The sequence below is a fragment of the Pseudomonas parafulva NBRC 16636 = DSM 17004 genome (assembly GCF_000730645.1).
In the GTDB taxonomy this organism is placed as follows: Bacteria; Pseudomonadota; Gammaproteobacteria; order Pseudomonadales; family Pseudomonadaceae; genus Aquipseudomonas; species Aquipseudomonas parafulva.
Map to the genome: position 1 here is coordinate 73,114 of NZ_BBIU01000009.1, position 13,668 is coordinate 86,781.

The following is a 13,668-nucleotide window of genomic DNA, read 5'->3' on the forward strand; positions in this document are numbered from 1 at the left end:
ACCCGCACGGGTCAAGCGCCGCCCTAGAACAACAGCATCTGGTGATCAACCAACGCCGCGAAGCTGTCGCCTACAAAAGGCAGAATCGCGTCAGCGACCGGTTGCAACTGACGCGTCAGGTAATGCTCGTAGTCGATCGGTGCCCTGCGGTTTTCCAGCGGCTCGGGCCCGGACGTGGTCATCACATAGCTGATCCAGCCACCGCGCTGATACTGGAGGCCACGGCCAAGCTGGCGATTGTAGTCATCGGCAAGGCGTGCGGCACGGACATGGGGCGGCACGTTGCGCTGGTAGTCCGCCAGCGGCCGACGCAAGCGCTTGCGGTAGACCAGCAGTTCGTCCTGCTCGCCGGCGAGGGTGCGCGCCACATACCCGCGCACGTAATCACGGTAGGGCTCGCCCCGGAAGATGCGGCCATACAACTGCTGCTGGAACGCCCTGGCCAGCGGCGACCAGTCGGTGCGCACCGACTCGAGCCCTTTGTAGACCATGTCTTCGGTGCCATCGGCACGCTGGACCAGCCCGGCATAGCGTTTCTTGCTGCCTTCATCGGTGCCACGGATGGTCGGCATCAGAAAACGCCGGTAATGGGTTTCAAACTGCAGTTCCAGGGCGCTCTCGATGCCCAGTGTCTGCTGCAGGTGCCCTTGCCACCACTGGTTGACCTCGGCCACCAGTGCCTTGCCGATCTGCGCGGCAGCCGCCTCATCGTGGGCCGTTTTCAGCCACACGAACGTGGAGTCGGTGTCGCCGTAGATCACATCGAACCCTCGCGCTTCGATCAACGCGCGGGTTTGTCGCATGATCTGGTGGCCACGCAGGGTAATCGAGGATGCCAACCGCGCGTCGAAGAAGCGGCAGCCACTGGAGCCCAGCACGCCGTAAAAGGCGTTCATGATGATTTTCAGGGCTTGTGACAACGGCGCATTGCCGACCTGCTTGGCCTGCTCCCTGCCCTGCCACACGCGCTCGACGATGGCCGGCAGGCAATGCCGGGTTCGCGAGAAACGCGCCCCCCTGAAGCCCTCCACCGCGTGCTGGTCATCGGGCTGGCCCAGGCCCTCGACCAGCCCGACCGGATCGATCAGGAACGTGCGAATGATCGAGGGGTACAGGCTCTTGTAGTCCAGCACCAGCACCGAATGATACAACCCTGGCCGCGAATCCATGACAAAACCGCCCGGGCTGGCTTCTTCCGGCCGGCTGCCCAGGTTGGGCGCGACAAACCCAAGGCGGTGCATGTGGGGCATGTACAAGTGACAGAACGCGGCCACCGATCCCCCGCTGCGATCGGCTGCAAGCCCGGTCACCGAGGCGCGCTCCAGTAGAAATTCCAGCAATCGGGTATGGGCAAAGATGCGTGTGACCAGTTCGCAGTCCTTGAGGTTGTAGCGCGCCAGGGCCGGCTTGTCCAAGGCGAACATACGGTTGATTTCATCCATGCGCTGGTAGGGCGTGCTGATCGCCTTGCCATCGCCCAGCAGGGTCTGGGCAACGTTCTCCAGGCTGAACGACGGGAAGCTCCAGGTGGCCGACCGCAGCGCCTCGATCCCGTCGATCAGCAGGCGCCCCGGCACCTCGGCAAACACGTGCCCGCCCTTGGCGTGGGCGCGCAGTGTCATGGGTGCACCGCCCCGGCCCAGCGCCAGGGGCACCTGCAGGCGCCCGGCGTGCTCGTGCAGCAGGCGCAGGTCGAACTGCACGACGTTCCAGCCGATGATCGCGTCCGGGTCGTGGCGCGCCACCCACTGGTTCAGGCAATGCAGCAAGGCGGCCCTGTCGGTGCAGTAGTGCAGGTCGAAATCTACCTGCGCCGCATCGCCGTTGGCCGGCCCGAGCATGTACACCTGGCGCTGGCCGCAACCTTCCAGGGCGATGCTGTACAACTCGCCGCGCTCGGTGGTTTCGATATCCAGCGACACCAGCCGCAGCGGCGGCCGGTACTCGGCGACCGGCTTGAGCTGGGCTTCGCACACCACGCCCTGGGCATCGACCTGGCCTGCGAACTGCACAGGGGCGGTGATGAAGCGCTCCATCAAGTAGCGTTCCGGTGGCCGTATGTCGGCCTCGAACACGTCGATACCCGCCGTGCGCAGGCGCTGCTCAAGCTGCAGCAACTGCCGATATTGCCGGCAATACAACCCCAGCACCGGGCGCTGGTCGAAGGCCTTGAGCCCAAGCGGGCGCAGCTCCACGCCAGGCTCGCCGGCCAGCAGCACCTGGGCATGAGCCTGTTGCGCCTGGGGGATGAACGCCACCGACACCTGAGGCGCCAGGCGCAGCAATCGTGGCCCGTGGTCGGTGGCCAGCCAGAACTCCACGCAGGTACCTTCAGGCGTGTCGTACCAGTGCCGGGTCAGCACGAACCCCTGCTGCAACTCCACCCCATTGCCCTCTGAATCACTTGTCGAAGGCCAATTGTACCCGTGCGGCCAACAGCCCACACCCCGAAGCGGGTTCAGCCGTACAGGTAGTTGATGTCCTTCAGGGCCAACGGCGGCACCTGCCCCAGCAGAAAGTCACGCAGCTTGTGCATCTGCCGGGCCTTGGGGCTGGCTTTGAGCCAGGTCATGTAGTAACCGTCACCGGTGGCCACGGCGTGCTTGAAAGGCGTCACCAGGCGACCTGCGGCGAGGTCTGCGCTGGCCAGTACCAAGTCGACCACCGAGATACCCAACCCCTGCTGAGCGGCGGAAATACCTTGGTCCAGCGTGTCGAACACCTGCCCCTGGTCGATGCTGATGTCCAGCGCATCCATGCGCGCCAGCCAGCGCCGCCAGTCCCTGCGGTCGGGGGACGGGTGCAGGAACTCACAGTGGTTCAGGTCCGCCAGTGCGGGCTGCACCTGCGCCATGTAGTCGGGGTGGCACACCGGGATCAGCCATTCATCGAACAGCCGGAAACTCTCGATATCGGCCGGGAAACGGCCGCTGGCCAGCAAGATCGCGCAGTCGTAAGGCTCGGAGTAGAAGTCCACGGTGTCGATGTCCATCCACACGCTGGACAACTGCACGCTGCAGGTGTCTTCGTGCTTCTTGAAGCCGTCGAGCGCCCGCAGCAGCCAGCGCACGGTCAATGTGGAGGGGGCCTTCAGGCGCAGCCCGTAGCGGTCCTGGCGCAGCAATGCACAGGCGTTCTCGATGATCTTGAACCCGACTTTGAGCTCCTGGGCCAGCAGACGCCCGTGCTCGGTGAGGCTCAGCTTGGGGCCGCGTCGCTCGAACAGGTCGCAGCCGAACATGGCTTCCAGCGTCTTGATGTGATGGCTGACGGCGCCCTGGGTCAGGGCCAGCTCTTCCGCGGCGCGGGTGAAAGAACCATACCGAGAGGCCACCTCGAAGGCACGCAGGGCGTGCAAGGCCTGAATCCGTTCCGACATGTGTAGGTCCCAAGCATGAGCGAGACTAATAGTAGGTCATAGTTCCACGCGTTTTACAACGCGGAGCGGGTTTCGGAAAATGCAGTTAATTTATAAATATAACCAAGATCCTGCCTGCAAAAGTGTGGAACGTTCATCTAATTTACATCTGGGGAAATCATGTTTACGGGATATGGACACTGCTATCGCCTGGATGCGCTGGAGCTGACCGCCGAACATGGAAGCAACAAGCAACACTGGACTCACTCAACCTTGGAGCACTTTCGCAACATCCTCGCCAACCCCGACTTCCCCTGCCTGTTCGGCCGCAAGGCAGTCAACGGCCAAACCTGCCATGTTCTATTCGCCCGCGCCGAGCAACTGGCTGATGACGTCGCCCAGGGGCTTGCGGACTACGTGCGCCATGTCGGCCCCATCAAACCCAAGCAGCGCATCGGCAGCCCACTGGTGGTGTTTCTCGAAACGGCCACCGACAGCACCCTGGCCCAACAGCAGGCGCTGGCCTGGAAGGTACTGCGTGGCGTGCATGCGCGAGACCCTCACCCCTGGCCACAAGGGGTACCGACCGACCCCGATGACACGAACTGGTCATTCTGCTACGCCGGCATGCCGCTGTTCATCAACATGAACTTCCCGGGCCACCAGGCCATGAAAAGCCGCAACCTGGGCCCGCACATCACCCTGGTCATCAACCCCCGGGAGAACTTCGACGAAGTCGCCAATGCCGGCACTGAGAGTGGCAAGCGCATCCGTGAGCGGATCCGCGAGCGCGTGCACCACTACAACGACGGCGTGATGCCCGACACCCTCGGCTTCTTCGGCGATGCCGACAACTACGAATGGAAGCAATACCAGTTGCAGGAAGCGGGCTCACTGAACCCGCCACGTTGCCCTTTTCATGCCCACGCCGCCACCCATGCAGTACCTGACATCCTTACCGAGAACTGAACGTGAATACCGCCCTGACCGCCACCTACGCCCTCACCGTGCTGCTGCTGATCGCCACCCCTGGGCCAGTCGTGGCATTGATCGTCAACACTGCCGCCGCCTCCGGCTCGCGCAAGGCCATCTTCACGGCCCTGGGGACCAACTGGGCGTCACTGGTGCTGATTGCTGCGGCTGCCTGGATCATCCTCACCAGTGCCGCCATCGACAAGGCCTGGCTCAGCACGATGAGCCTGCTGGGCTGCCTGTTCATCGGGTACATCGCAGTGGGCACGCTCAAGGAGGCCCTCCAGGCGCCAGCAACGGACACCGCGAACGACGCCGTGAAACCTGGCCGTGGCGGCCTGTGGCAGGGCTTCATGGTGGGCATTTCCAACCCCAAGGACATCATTTTTTTCATCGCCTTCTTTCCGCAGTTCATCCAGATCACCGAGTCGTTCGGCAAGAGCATGGTGGTGCTGTCGTTGCTGTGGGTCATCATCGACTTCGCGGTGCTCAGCTTGTACATCTTCGCCATCGGCAAGATTGCCTCTGAGCGCAGCAACCGCTTCATCAGCCTGGCTTCGGGTGTGGCGCTGCTGCTGATCGCCATCGGTGGCCTGCTGTACAACGTCAGGGAACTGGCTGCCTGACGGCAGCGCCGGAGCATCCGGGACACCCTCCAGAGCCCCCCTGTTCATTGACCGCCTGCATCGGAAGGGTCCAGGCAATAACGCCCTGGCCACAACGAGCGGCGGCACGGCTTGCCTGACAATCGTCGGTTGGCCTTTCGGCAAGCCCCATTCGGTGGCTAGAATACAAAGTCGTTCCGATTTGCCAGAGGCGCACGCTTGACTGCCATGATTACCGAAGCCGTCCATCACCGCCTGGCAACCTGCGGGGCAGGCCTATGAGGCCGCTGCACCGCTTACCGGTGCTGCTGGTTGCCCTTGCGCCTGTGCTTGCCCAGGCGCTGGAGGTGCACATCGACCCCCACGCCGACCTGCTGTACCGCCAGGCCTTGCCGTTGCTTGAACAGGCGGACAACCAGGGGGACAGCCCGGGGAGTTTGCGCACGGCACTGGGTGACGACGCGGAGCTCAGCCGCCAGGGCCAGGCCATGGCCCACACCCTGCCCACCGCTGTGGCATTGCTGAAAAAGTCGGTGGAGCTTGGCCACCCGGTGGCGCAGTACCGCCTGGCGCTGTACTACATGACCTACCTGCCCTCCGCGCAAATTTCCGATGCTGCCTGCCCGTTGCTCGAAGCCAGCCTGAGCCAGGGCTTTGCCGCACCAGCGCCCGCCATTGCCACCTGGTGCCCACCCTACAATGCCAGTGCCGATTACCGCGCGGCACTGGAAGCCATCCCCAGCATGGCCACCCTGTACGCGGCCTATTACCCGCAACCTGCCACGCGCCTTGCCTGTAACCGCAACCAGCCCCAGGGGCTGTCCATGCTGTGGGGCCGCCAGCGTGACTATCAGGCTGAGGTGTACCGGCTGCTCAGCGACCTCGACCCACAGCACCGCGCGACGCTGCTGCAAAAGGCGGTGGATACCAACGGCTGTGTCACTGCCCAGCAGCACTTGACCAGCCGCCCCTAGGGCAGGCGGACAGCAAGAACGTTCAAGCCAGCCCCTGCCCCGTCTGGCATGCTGGCCTGCCTTACATCCTGTGCGCCAGCCATCATGCCCCAGCTCGCCCGCCACGCCTTCCTGCACGGCGCCCTCGCCATTGTGCCGCTGTCCCTGGCAGTTGCCCCCTGGGGGCTGCTGGCCGGCTCCATGGCCATCGAAGCCAACCTCACCGCGCTGCAAGGCCAAGGGCTGTCGGCCATTGTCTTCGCCGGCGCCGCGCAACTGGTGGCGATCGGCATGCTCAAAGGCGGCGCCAACCTGGCCTCTATCCTGCTCACCACCTTGCTGCTGACCTCGCAGCACCTGCTGTACGGCCTGTCGATGCGCCCGGTGCTGTCGCCACTGCCACTGCGCTGGCGCATGGGCCTGGGCTTTCTGCTGACCGACGAGTTTTTCGCCCTGACCAGCCGCTACGACCAGCAGCAGTTCAACCGCTGGTATGCGCTGGGGGTTGGGCTGACCTTCTATGTTGCCTGGAACCTGTTCACCCTGGTCGGCATTATCGTGGGGCAGAACATTCCACACCTCGACCAGTTGGGCCTGGACTTTTCCATCGTCGCCACCTTCGTCGCCCTGATCACGCCACTGGTGCGCAACCTGCCCACGCTGGTGTGTGTGGCGGTGTCGTTGTTCACCTCGGTGCTGTTTACCCATTGGCACTGGGAAACCGCGCTGGTTGCCGCTGGCCTGCTGGGCATGGGTGCGGGCTTCGTGTGCCAGAAGCTGGCAGAGGGCCGTTCATGATCTGGCTGCTGATCGCCGGGATGGGCACCCTGGTGTTCCTGAACCGTTATGCGTTTCTGGAACCGCGCCTGCCCCTGCGCCTGGGCTCCAACGCCCGACAGTTTCTGGGCTTTGCCGTCCCAGGCATGCTGACGGCCATCTGTGGCCCGATCATCTTCATGCCCGACCACCAGCTTGACCTGAGCCTGTTGAACCCTTACCTGCTCGGCTCACTGGTGGCCATCGCCCTGGTGCTGTTGACCCGCCGCGTGTTGCTGAGCATGCTGGTGAGCATGTTGATCTTCTTTCTTCTGCGCAGTTGGCTGGCATGAGCACGCCCCTGCGCGAGCAGACTCACCTGTGGCAGGCGCCAGCGCTGGGCGACGTAGAGATGCTGCACGCCCGCTACGTTCAGCAGCGCTTTGCCCCGCATGTGCATGAAGGGTATGTGTTCACGGTGATCGAGTCCGGCGCGCAACGTTTCTGGCACCGTGGCAGCGAGCACCTGGCGCCTGTGGGCAGCATGGTGCTGATCAACCCTGACGAGCTGCATACCGGGGCCAAGGCCCATGAGGCTGGCTGGCAATACCGCGGCTTTTACCCGGAACACCAACGCGTAACCGGCGTGCTCGAAGAACTGGAACTGAGCCGGCAAGGCATGCCGCGCTTCAGGGACAGCGTGATTGTCGACCCGGCCCTGGCAGCGGCCTTCAGCCAACTGCACCGGTTGTCCGAAAGCAGTGCCAGCGCGCTGCAGCAGCAGACGGCCTGGCGCCAGGCGGTGCTGGCACTGGTGCAGCGCCACGGGCAAGGCGCCGAGCCATCCGCCCCTGGCCAGGAGCCGCTGGTGGTAGCCCGTGCGCGGGAAATGCTGGAAACGCACCTGGCCGAACCGCCCTCGCTGGAAGCGCTGGCCGCTGCAGTCAATTTGTCGCCCTTTCACTTTGCCCGGGTGTTCCGCCAGGCCACAGGCCTGCCGCCCCACGCATGGTTGAAGCAGCGACGCCTGGCGCGGGCCAGGGAAATGCTCAGGCGCGGCCTGGCCGCATCGGACGTGGCCTTCACCCTGGGCTTTGCCGACCAGAGCCACCTGAACCGGCAGTTCAAGCAGGCCTACGGGGTTACGCCGGGGGCCTATCGCAGCGCCTGTCGCTACGCCTGAACTGCGTCAAGGCGCCCCAGGCGGTTCTACCACCCGCTGCTACACTCAAGTGGCTGAATGGAGGATGCGGCCATGTCCGAAAAAGAGATCACCACCCTTCTGTCACTGATGAACCAGCGCCAGGCCTGCCTGAGCAGTGCTTTCAAGGAAATTGCTGACTGGATTGACCGCCAGGGCGATGTGCCTGCGGCTGGGAAGATTCGCGCAAGCCTCAGGGCGCTGGAGGCTGACGAGGCGCGGGTACGCAAGACGCTGACGTCGCTGACCCTGGACAGGCCTCTGCCCAGGTTCCGCAGTTGAGCTGACAGGGCCGCCGCGCGGCCCCGGCTCAACCGGTCAGTGGCTCATGTGCATGTGGTCGTGCCCACTGCCGGCCTCGGCGGTGAGCGGGCGTACCTCTGCCTGTACCTCTACGGTTTCCGTCACGCCCTTGGCGCTTTCCACGGTGAGGGTCAGTGGCACTTTCTCGCCTTCCTTTACCTGACCATTCAAGCCCATCAGCATCACATGAAGCCCATTGGGGTCCAGGGTCACGGCTTTGCCAGCAGGCAACTCGACCGCATTGAGCTCGCGCATGCCCATGACGTCGCCATTCATGGTCATCTCATGAACCTGCACGGTCTTGGCCACTGGCGAGGCCACGCTAACCAGCTTGCTGTCAGCATCGGCCGTGAGCGTCATGAACGCACCGGTGGACTGCTGATGCGGCACGCTGGCGCGCACCCACGCATCGCTCACGGTGGTCTGGGCCAGTGCCGGCAAGCCCAGGCTCATGAGAAAAAGGGCCGCCAGGCCATGCTTGACTGGTTGCATCGACATTCAGCAGATCTCCATCAGGGTAACCAGGTCCTCGGCACATTCCTTGGCGTTCAGGGAATGGCCCAGGCTCAGGCGCAGGGTGCCACGCGTGTCGTAAACGTAGCTGGTGGACGAATGGGAAATGGTATAGGTGTCGCCGGCCGGGACTTTCTCATAGAACACCTTGAACTCCCGAGCCACGGCGTCGATCTCTTCAGGCGTACCGGTCAGCGCCGTGAAAGTGGGGTCGAATGCCTTGACGTAGGCATCGAGCACTTCGGGCGTGTCGCGCTCAGGGTCCAGGGTAATGAACACTACCTGGAACAGGTCGCGGTCACGCCCCCGCAGCAACTTGCGAATTTGTGCGGCACGCGCCAGCGTGGTGGGGCAAATGGCCGGGCACTGGGTGAAGCCGAAGAAGATCATCGGCATGCTGCCATAGAAGCTCGACAGGGTGCGCACGTTGCCTTGAGGGTCCTTGAGGCTGAACTTGCGCCCCAGGATCTCGTTGCTCATGTTCTTGCCGTACTTGAAATCGAGCCCCCGGGCCGGGCTGCAGCCCGCCAGCAAACCGAGCCCGAGAACACCCATGCCGGCGACAACCGCGCGCCGGGTCAGAAGATCAGTCATGAAACCATCCTTTACAGGGAAGGTGCCGGCCCTCGGGGCGGGCCAGCCAAAAACCGGGGCATTCTGGCATGCCACCTGGGGGTGTTCTACCCAGGCCAAGCAGGAACGGCGCGCAGCCCTTTGAATACGGGCTGCGGCCTGTTGTCGCAGGGGTTGAAACCGTAACACTTTGTTGCTAAGCACACGTGTCAGGCCAACCTGAGGCGCTGACGACGTCAGTAGTAGGCGTTCTCTTTCTGGCTGTGGTCGGTCACGTCGCGCACGCCTTTGAGCTCGGGTACGCGCTCCAGCAACGTACGCTCGATGCCGTCCTTCAAGGTCACGTCGGCTTGGCCACAACCCTGGCAACCGCCGCCGAACTGCAGTACGGCGATACCGTCGTCCACCACATCCACCAGGCTGACCTGGCCGCCGTGGCTGGCAAGACCGGGGTTGATCTCGGTCTGCAGGTAATAGTTGATGCGCTCGTTGATCGGGCTGTCTTCGTTCACCATCGGCACCTTGGCGTTAGGCGCCTTGATGGTCAGCTGGCCACCCATGCGGTCGGTGGCGTAGTCCACCAACGCATCTTCCAGAAACGGCACGCTTACCGCATCCAGGTACGCCGTGAAGCTTTTCAGGCCCACGGCAGTGTCATCAGGCTTTTCTTCGCCCGGCTTGCAGTAGGCAATGCACGTCTCTGCGTACTGGGTGCCCGGCTGAGTGATGAAAACGCGGATGCCGATGCCAGGCGTATTCTGCTTGGAAAGCAGATCGGCCAGGTAGTCATGGGCGGCGTCGGTAATGGTTATAGCGCTCATGTAGGTTCCTCACAGACTTGCGGCCAAGTGTACGCCAAGCCGGCCCTCTAACAAAGTCCTAGTATTTGACTCGGGAAAGGGTGTAGGCCTGGCCCGCCTCCTGCGGTGCGGCCAACCACGCACGCATGCGCCGGTACAGGCCGCGTTCCAGCCATTGGTAACTGAACCACGACAGCAGCGCGATGGAAGGCACGCACAGGGCAAATACCAGGTAAGGGTTGAGCTGGAGGCGCTGGCTGGCGAACCACCCGGCATACAGCACCAGCACATGGATCAGGTACACGGAATACGAGCAGTCACCCAGCGCCTTGAGCACGCGATTGCCCGCAAACAGCGGCTCCAGCGCGATGAAGGCGAGCACGATGAGCGCGCTGGGTATGCCCCAATGCAACAGGCGCTGGGAAGCATCCAGGTGGTAGATGGCGAGTACTGCAGCCGTCAACAGCACCAGAGGCAGCCAGCGGCCCTGGCGGATCAGCCCCCGGCGGTACATCACCCCCAGGCCGATGCCCAGCAGGAACTCATAGATGATGTCATTGTTGTAGAAGCGGCTCAGCACGCCCATCCGGCCCAGCACTTCACTGACCAGCAGCAGTACCGCAGTGACCAGCAACAGGTGGTGCCGCTGGCGCACGAAAAAGGCCAGGCCGAACAACAGGTAGAACAGCATCTCGAAGTTCAGCGTCCACCCCACGTTCAGCGTGGGGTACAGGCCATACCCGCCGGGGTTCTCTGCCGGTATGAACAGCATCGACAGCAGCAGGTGATGCCAGCTGAACTCCTGGTGCGGCATCCATTGGCTGAACGCCAGCAGCAGTGCGGCCATCAGCGCCGTGTAGAACCAGTAGGCGGGCACGATGCGCAGTATTCGGTTAAGCAGGAACTCGCGCGGCGCTACGGTTTTATCCCGGGTTGACAGGTAGATGACCAGGCCGCTGATGACGAAGAAGATGTCCACGCCCACGGCGCCGCGGTCAGCCAGCAACTGGCCGACCGGCCCACTGGCCTTGAAATCGAAGAAGATCTGCATGAAATGGTGACATACCACCACCCAGGCAGCGAATGCCCGAAGTGCCTGAAGCGAATACAGCATGGAGTACCCTGCGATAACCGGTGCATTGAGGTATCGGCTGCAGCGGCGCCGATACCACCCACCGTTTGGGACCGCAGGGTGGCCAGAAAGGTCAGCGGCCCCGATCAGAGGTTCTCGTAGCGGTTCATGTCCAGCACCCCAGCCTCGACCGGTTCGGTTTCCTTGATGAAGCTGTTCAGGTCATGGAAGTAGAACCAGAACTGCGGGTGGCTACGGCGCACGCCCCAGCGCATGACGATGCGCTCGAACTTGGCCGGGTCATCCCTGGCGTCTTCCATGTCTTCGACAAATTCCGCTACATCACTGCTGGGAATGTTGAAGATGAAGTTGGGGTAGCTGCTGAGCACCCCGGGGTACAAGGTCAGGGTATCGAGGCCTGGCTCGTAGCGGTAAGCCTCACCCAGCAGGAAGGCGACGTTGGTGTGCGCGCGGTTGCGCAACAAGCTGTACACCTGGCGCTGCCCGCTCTGCCCTTCGATGCGCAGCATGGTCGCCTCGGGCAACTGCTTGATCACCTTCAGCCCTGCCGCTGGCCGGGAGACAAGGCGGCTGAGGGACTGCTCCACATTACGGAACTCTTCGGTCATCTGCGGCCGTGAGCAGTACGCACCCTGGCAGCGGTTGATCGGGTCGGGTGCCACGTTGAGGCTGCCGGTGCGCTGCAGCAGCTTGAGGCCAAAGTCACGCTTGGGGTCTCGCGGGTCCAGCACGATACCGCTCGGGGTATCCGTGTCGATGTCTTCATAGTCGAGCCACATCTTCACCTTGCCGCTGTTCTGGTACCAGTCGCTGAGGATGTCCTGACGCTGGCTGGCCGGCATCAGGCGCAGGAAGTTGACCTCGGCGCCATTGCGGATCAGGTCGAAGTACAGCCGCGTCTGCAGCTGGTGCGACAGGTTGCCGAACACATCGAAGTTCACCGCCAGCTGGTAGTACGTGCGTTCCAGCAACGGGTAATCGAACAGCCACACGGTGAGCGGCACATCGCCCACCAGGCCTTTGGTCACCGAGGCACTGTCGAAATGACGGAAAATGCTCAACAAGGCGTTGTCGTTGCCGGCCCACAGGGTGGCCCAGCCCGGCGCGGGCATCTGCGCGTAGGCTTCCCGGCGCAGTTTCTCGTAATCGTTGCGCTTGTCACGGTAGGCGCGCCACAGGCTCAGCACGTTGCCTACATCGTCATTCTGCCCAGGCATGGCCAGCAGTGGCGTGGCCTCGCCCCGGTAGGTTGCATCGGTAACGTAACGGTCGAAGGCCGGCTCCTGGAACAGCGCCCAGAAGTTGTCACGGATCACGTCGGTGGCGATCTGGCCACGGCACACAGGGCCGCGGATGAACGTGCGCACGAAGTACTCAGCGTTATCGAGCATGAACTGGTAGCGCGCCACCGCCGGGATCGCCTCGAAGGTTTCGAACGGGTTGGCGCGGTGGCGCGGCCCGTAGCCAGGCAAGGCGGTGGCGTGCCAGTCACCTGCGTAGAAGAGCTGCTTCACCCGCTTGAGCTTCTGCGGCCCCATCGGGTAGGTGATGTGGGTCTTGTGCACGATCACGCCCTGCACCGGGATCAGGCGGTAATAGAAGTCGGTGCCGGGCGGATCATTGGGGCGGCGGATGGCGATGATGTCCACCGGCTGGCCGCTCGGGGTGCGCGAGCGTACCCACTGGAAGAAGTGGCCCTGCTCACCCCCAACGAAGTAGATATGGGCAAGGAACAGGTGCTCGTACAGCCAGCGCCCCACCAGCGCCTCAGTGGACCCTGGGCGGTTGAGCAGCTCTTCCCATTGCGCAATCTGGCTGGCTTCGGCAGCACTGGGCTTGATGGCCTGGTACTCCACCGGCGCACCGGCGGCCAGCCAGCGGCGCATGGTGTCGTATTCCTTGTCGGTCAGCCCGGTAACGGCCAGCGGCATGCCTTCCTTGGGGTGGGCGCCGGCATAGGCGTCGAATTCCTGAGGCAGCGGGCACATGTTGTTGCGGTTAAGCCCCAGTACGATCTCGTCCGGCACCTTGGCGTTGGGGGTGAGCGGGGTCTTGTGGCCGAGTTCGAGCATGCGCGCCATCAGCGCGGCCTGGCTGCCCTGGTTGTCGAGCACCGAGTAGAAACCTTTCTTGCGCCATTCTGCTTCGCTGTGGGCGTCGTAGAACAAGCGCGTGGTCGGTACCGCCTCGGCCCGCTCCCCCTGGTACACAGGCACCTTGGTGGCGCCACGTACAGCGCCCTCGGCACTTTCCAGCTTGAGCTGGCAGGCAGCGTCGTTGCAGGCATGGCAGGCCACGCACTTCTCGGTGAAGATCGGCTGGATGTCCCGAGTGTAGGAAATAGCCGGGCTGGATTGGGGCGCTTGCCCGAACACCGCGCCGCTGATCAGTAGGGCGAAGATACCGGCAAGAATACGATGCAGCATGTGCGCAGAGTCCTGGTTCTTGAAAGCCATCACGAGTGTTGCCTGGGAAAGCAGTGCTGCATGCTGGCCTGCAACATGAGCAGTTTTCATGCAAATGGGCGATACGCCTAAAAAC

Annotated in this window: 14 protein-coding genes; 7 read left to right on the forward strand and 7 right to left on the reverse strand. The window is 63.3% G+C overall.

Translation table 11 applies throughout. The features are described 5' to 3' along the window. Nucleotides 1–23: 23 nt before the first annotated feature. On the reverse strand, nucleotides 24–2,384 hold the full coding sequence (locus PPA02S_RS07735; protein ID WP_028634470.1) for a DNA polymerase II: 2,361 nt from the start codon (nucleotides 2,382–2,384) through the stop codon (nucleotides 24–26). 74 nt (nucleotides 2,385–2,458) lie between these two features. Beyond that, nucleotides 2,459–3,379, reverse strand: coding sequence for a LysR substrate-binding domain-containing protein (locus tag PPA02S_RS07740; protein WP_028634471.1), 921 nt, complete (start codon nucleotides 3,377–3,379; stop codon nucleotides 2,459–2,461). Nucleotides 3,380–3,538: 159 nt separating this feature from the next. Between PPA02S_RS07740 and PPA02S_RS07745 the strand changes: the two genes are divergently transcribed. The 7 genes from PPA02S_RS07745 to PPA02S_RS07775 all read left to right on the forward strand — a co-directional run bounded on the left by PPA02S_RS07745 (nucleotide 3,539) and on the right by PPA02S_RS07775 (nucleotide 8,127). Further along, nucleotides 3,539–4,327: a YqcI/YcgG family protein gene (locus tag PPA02S_RS07745; RefSeq protein WP_028634472.1), complete on the forward strand. Its 789-nt coding sequence runs from the start codon at nucleotides 3,539–3,541 to the stop codon at nucleotides 4,325–4,327. 2 nt (nucleotides 4,328–4,329) lie between these two features. Next, complete coding sequence (locus PPA02S_RS07750) at nucleotides 4,330–4,956, forward strand: LysE family translocator (RefSeq protein ID WP_028634473.1); 627 nt, start codon at nucleotides 4,330–4,332, stop codon at nucleotides 4,954–4,956. A 257-nt stretch (nucleotides 4,957–5,213) separates the two neighbouring features. Beyond that, the gene (locus tag PPA02S_RS07755; RefSeq protein WP_028634474.1) at nucleotides 5,214–5,909 is read left to right on the forward strand and encodes an SEL1-like repeat protein; all 696 of its coding nucleotides are present in this window, start codon (nucleotides 5,214–5,216) and stop codon (nucleotides 5,907–5,909) included. Nucleotides 5,910–5,993: 84 nt separating this feature from the next. Next, the gene (locus PPA02S_RS07760; protein ID WP_028634475.1) at nucleotides 5,994–6,686 is read left to right on the forward strand and encodes an AzlC family ABC transporter permease; all 693 of its coding nucleotides are present in this window, start codon (nucleotides 5,994–5,996) and stop codon (nucleotides 6,684–6,686) included. After that, nucleotides 6,683–6,997 carry an AzlD domain-containing protein gene (locus PPA02S_RS07765; RefSeq protein ID WP_028634476.1) on the forward strand — a complete coding sequence of 105 codons (315 nt, stop codon included), beginning with the start codon at nucleotides 6,683–6,685 and terminating at the stop codon, nucleotides 6,995–6,997. The genes PPA02S_RS07760 and PPA02S_RS07765 overlap by 4 nt, the downstream gene beginning before the upstream one ends. Beyond that, nucleotides 6,994–7,827, forward strand: a complete 834-nt coding sequence (locus PPA02S_RS07770) for an AraC family transcriptional regulator (protein ID WP_028634477.1) — start codon at nucleotides 6,994–6,996, stop codon at nucleotides 7,825–7,827. The genes PPA02S_RS07765 and PPA02S_RS07770 overlap by 4 nt, the downstream gene beginning before the upstream one ends. Nucleotides 7,828–7,899: 72 nt before the next feature. After that, complete coding sequence (locus PPA02S_RS07775) at nucleotides 7,900–8,127, forward strand: hypothetical protein (protein WP_028634478.1); 228 nt, start codon at nucleotides 7,900–7,902, stop codon at nucleotides 8,125–8,127. Nucleotides 8,128–8,163: 36 nt separating this feature from the next. On the opposite strand, the gene PPA02S_RS07780 is transcribed toward PPA02S_RS07775, so the two are convergent. From PPA02S_RS07780 to PPA02S_RS07800, 5 genes are all read right to left on the reverse strand, one after another. Beyond that, complete coding sequence (locus PPA02S_RS07780; protein WP_028634479.1) at nucleotides 8,164–8,646, reverse strand: copper chaperone PCu(A)C; 483 nt, start codon at nucleotides 8,644–8,646, stop codon at nucleotides 8,164–8,166. Beyond that, nucleotides 8,647–9,255, reverse strand: coding sequence for an SCO family protein (locus PPA02S_RS07785; RefSeq protein WP_028634480.1), 609 nt, complete (start codon nucleotides 9,253–9,255; stop codon nucleotides 8,647–8,649). It abuts the gene before it with no gap. Nucleotides 9,256–9,470: 215 nt separating this feature from the next. Continuing rightward, the gene (nfuA, locus tag PPA02S_RS07790; protein WP_028634481.1) at nucleotides 9,471–10,055 is read right to left on the reverse strand and encodes a Fe-S biogenesis protein NfuA; all 585 of its coding nucleotides are present in this window, start codon (nucleotides 10,053–10,055) and stop codon (nucleotides 9,471–9,473) included. A gap of 58 nt (nucleotides 10,056–10,113) precedes the next feature. Further along, entirely contained in the window at nucleotides 10,114–11,148 is a 1,035-nt protein-coding gene (locus PPA02S_RS07795; protein ID WP_028634482.1) for an acyltransferase family protein, read from the reverse strand. Between the two features lie 104 nt (nucleotides 11,149–11,252). Further along, nucleotides 11,253–13,553: a fatty acid cis/trans isomerase gene (locus tag PPA02S_RS07800; RefSeq protein ID WP_028634483.1), complete on the reverse strand. Its 2,301-nt coding sequence runs from the start codon at nucleotides 13,551–13,553 to the stop codon at nucleotides 11,253–11,255. Nucleotides 13,554–13,668 lie beyond the last annotated feature (115 nt).

Bases quoted from the DNA above. Each gene is read 5' to 3' on its own strand.
- PPA02S_RS07775 (WP_028634478.1), top strand. From the start codon at position 7,900: ATGTCCGAAAAAGAGATCACCACCCTTCTGTCACTGATGAACCAGCGC.
- PPA02S_RS07800 (WP_028634483.1), bottom strand. From the start codon at position 13,553: ATGCTGCATCGTATTCTTGCCGGTATCTTCGCCCTACTGATCAGCGGC.
- PPA02S_RS07785 (WP_028634480.1), bottom strand. From the start codon at position 9,255: ATGACTGATCTTCTGACCCGGCGCGCGGTTGTCGCCGGCATGGGTGTT.
- PPA02S_RS07780 (WP_028634479.1), bottom strand. From the start codon at position 8,646: ATGTCGATGCAACCAGTCAAGCATGGCCTGGCGGCCCTTTTTCTCATG.
- PPA02S_RS07770 (WP_028634477.1), top strand. From the start codon at position 6,994: ATGAGCACGCCCCTGCGCGAGCAGACTCACCTGTGGCAGGCGCCAGCG.
- PPA02S_RS07765 (WP_028634476.1), top strand. From the start codon at position 6,683: ATGATCTGGCTGCTGATCGCCGGGATGGGCACCCTGGTGTTCCTGAAC.
- PPA02S_RS07760 (WP_028634475.1), top strand. From the start codon at position 5,994: ATGCCCCAGCTCGCCCGCCACGCCTTCCTGCACGGCGCCCTCGCCATT.
- PPA02S_RS07755 (WP_028634474.1), top strand. From the start codon at position 5,214: ATGAGGCCGCTGCACCGCTTACCGGTGCTGCTGGTTGCCCTTGCGCCT.
- PPA02S_RS07740 (WP_028634471.1), bottom strand. From the start codon at position 3,379: ATGTCGGAACGGATTCAGGCCTTGCACGCCCTGCGTGCCTTCGAGGTG.
- nfuA (WP_028634481.1), bottom strand. From the start codon at position 10,055: ATGAGCGCTATAACCATTACCGACGCCGCCCATGACTACCTGGCCGAT.
- PPA02S_RS07795 (WP_028634482.1), bottom strand. From the start codon at position 11,148: ATGCTGTATTCGCTTCAGGCACTTCGGGCATTCGCTGCCTGGGTGGTG.
- PPA02S_RS07745 (WP_028634472.1), top strand. From the start codon at position 3,539: ATGTTTACGGGATATGGACACTGCTATCGCCTGGATGCGCTGGAGCTG.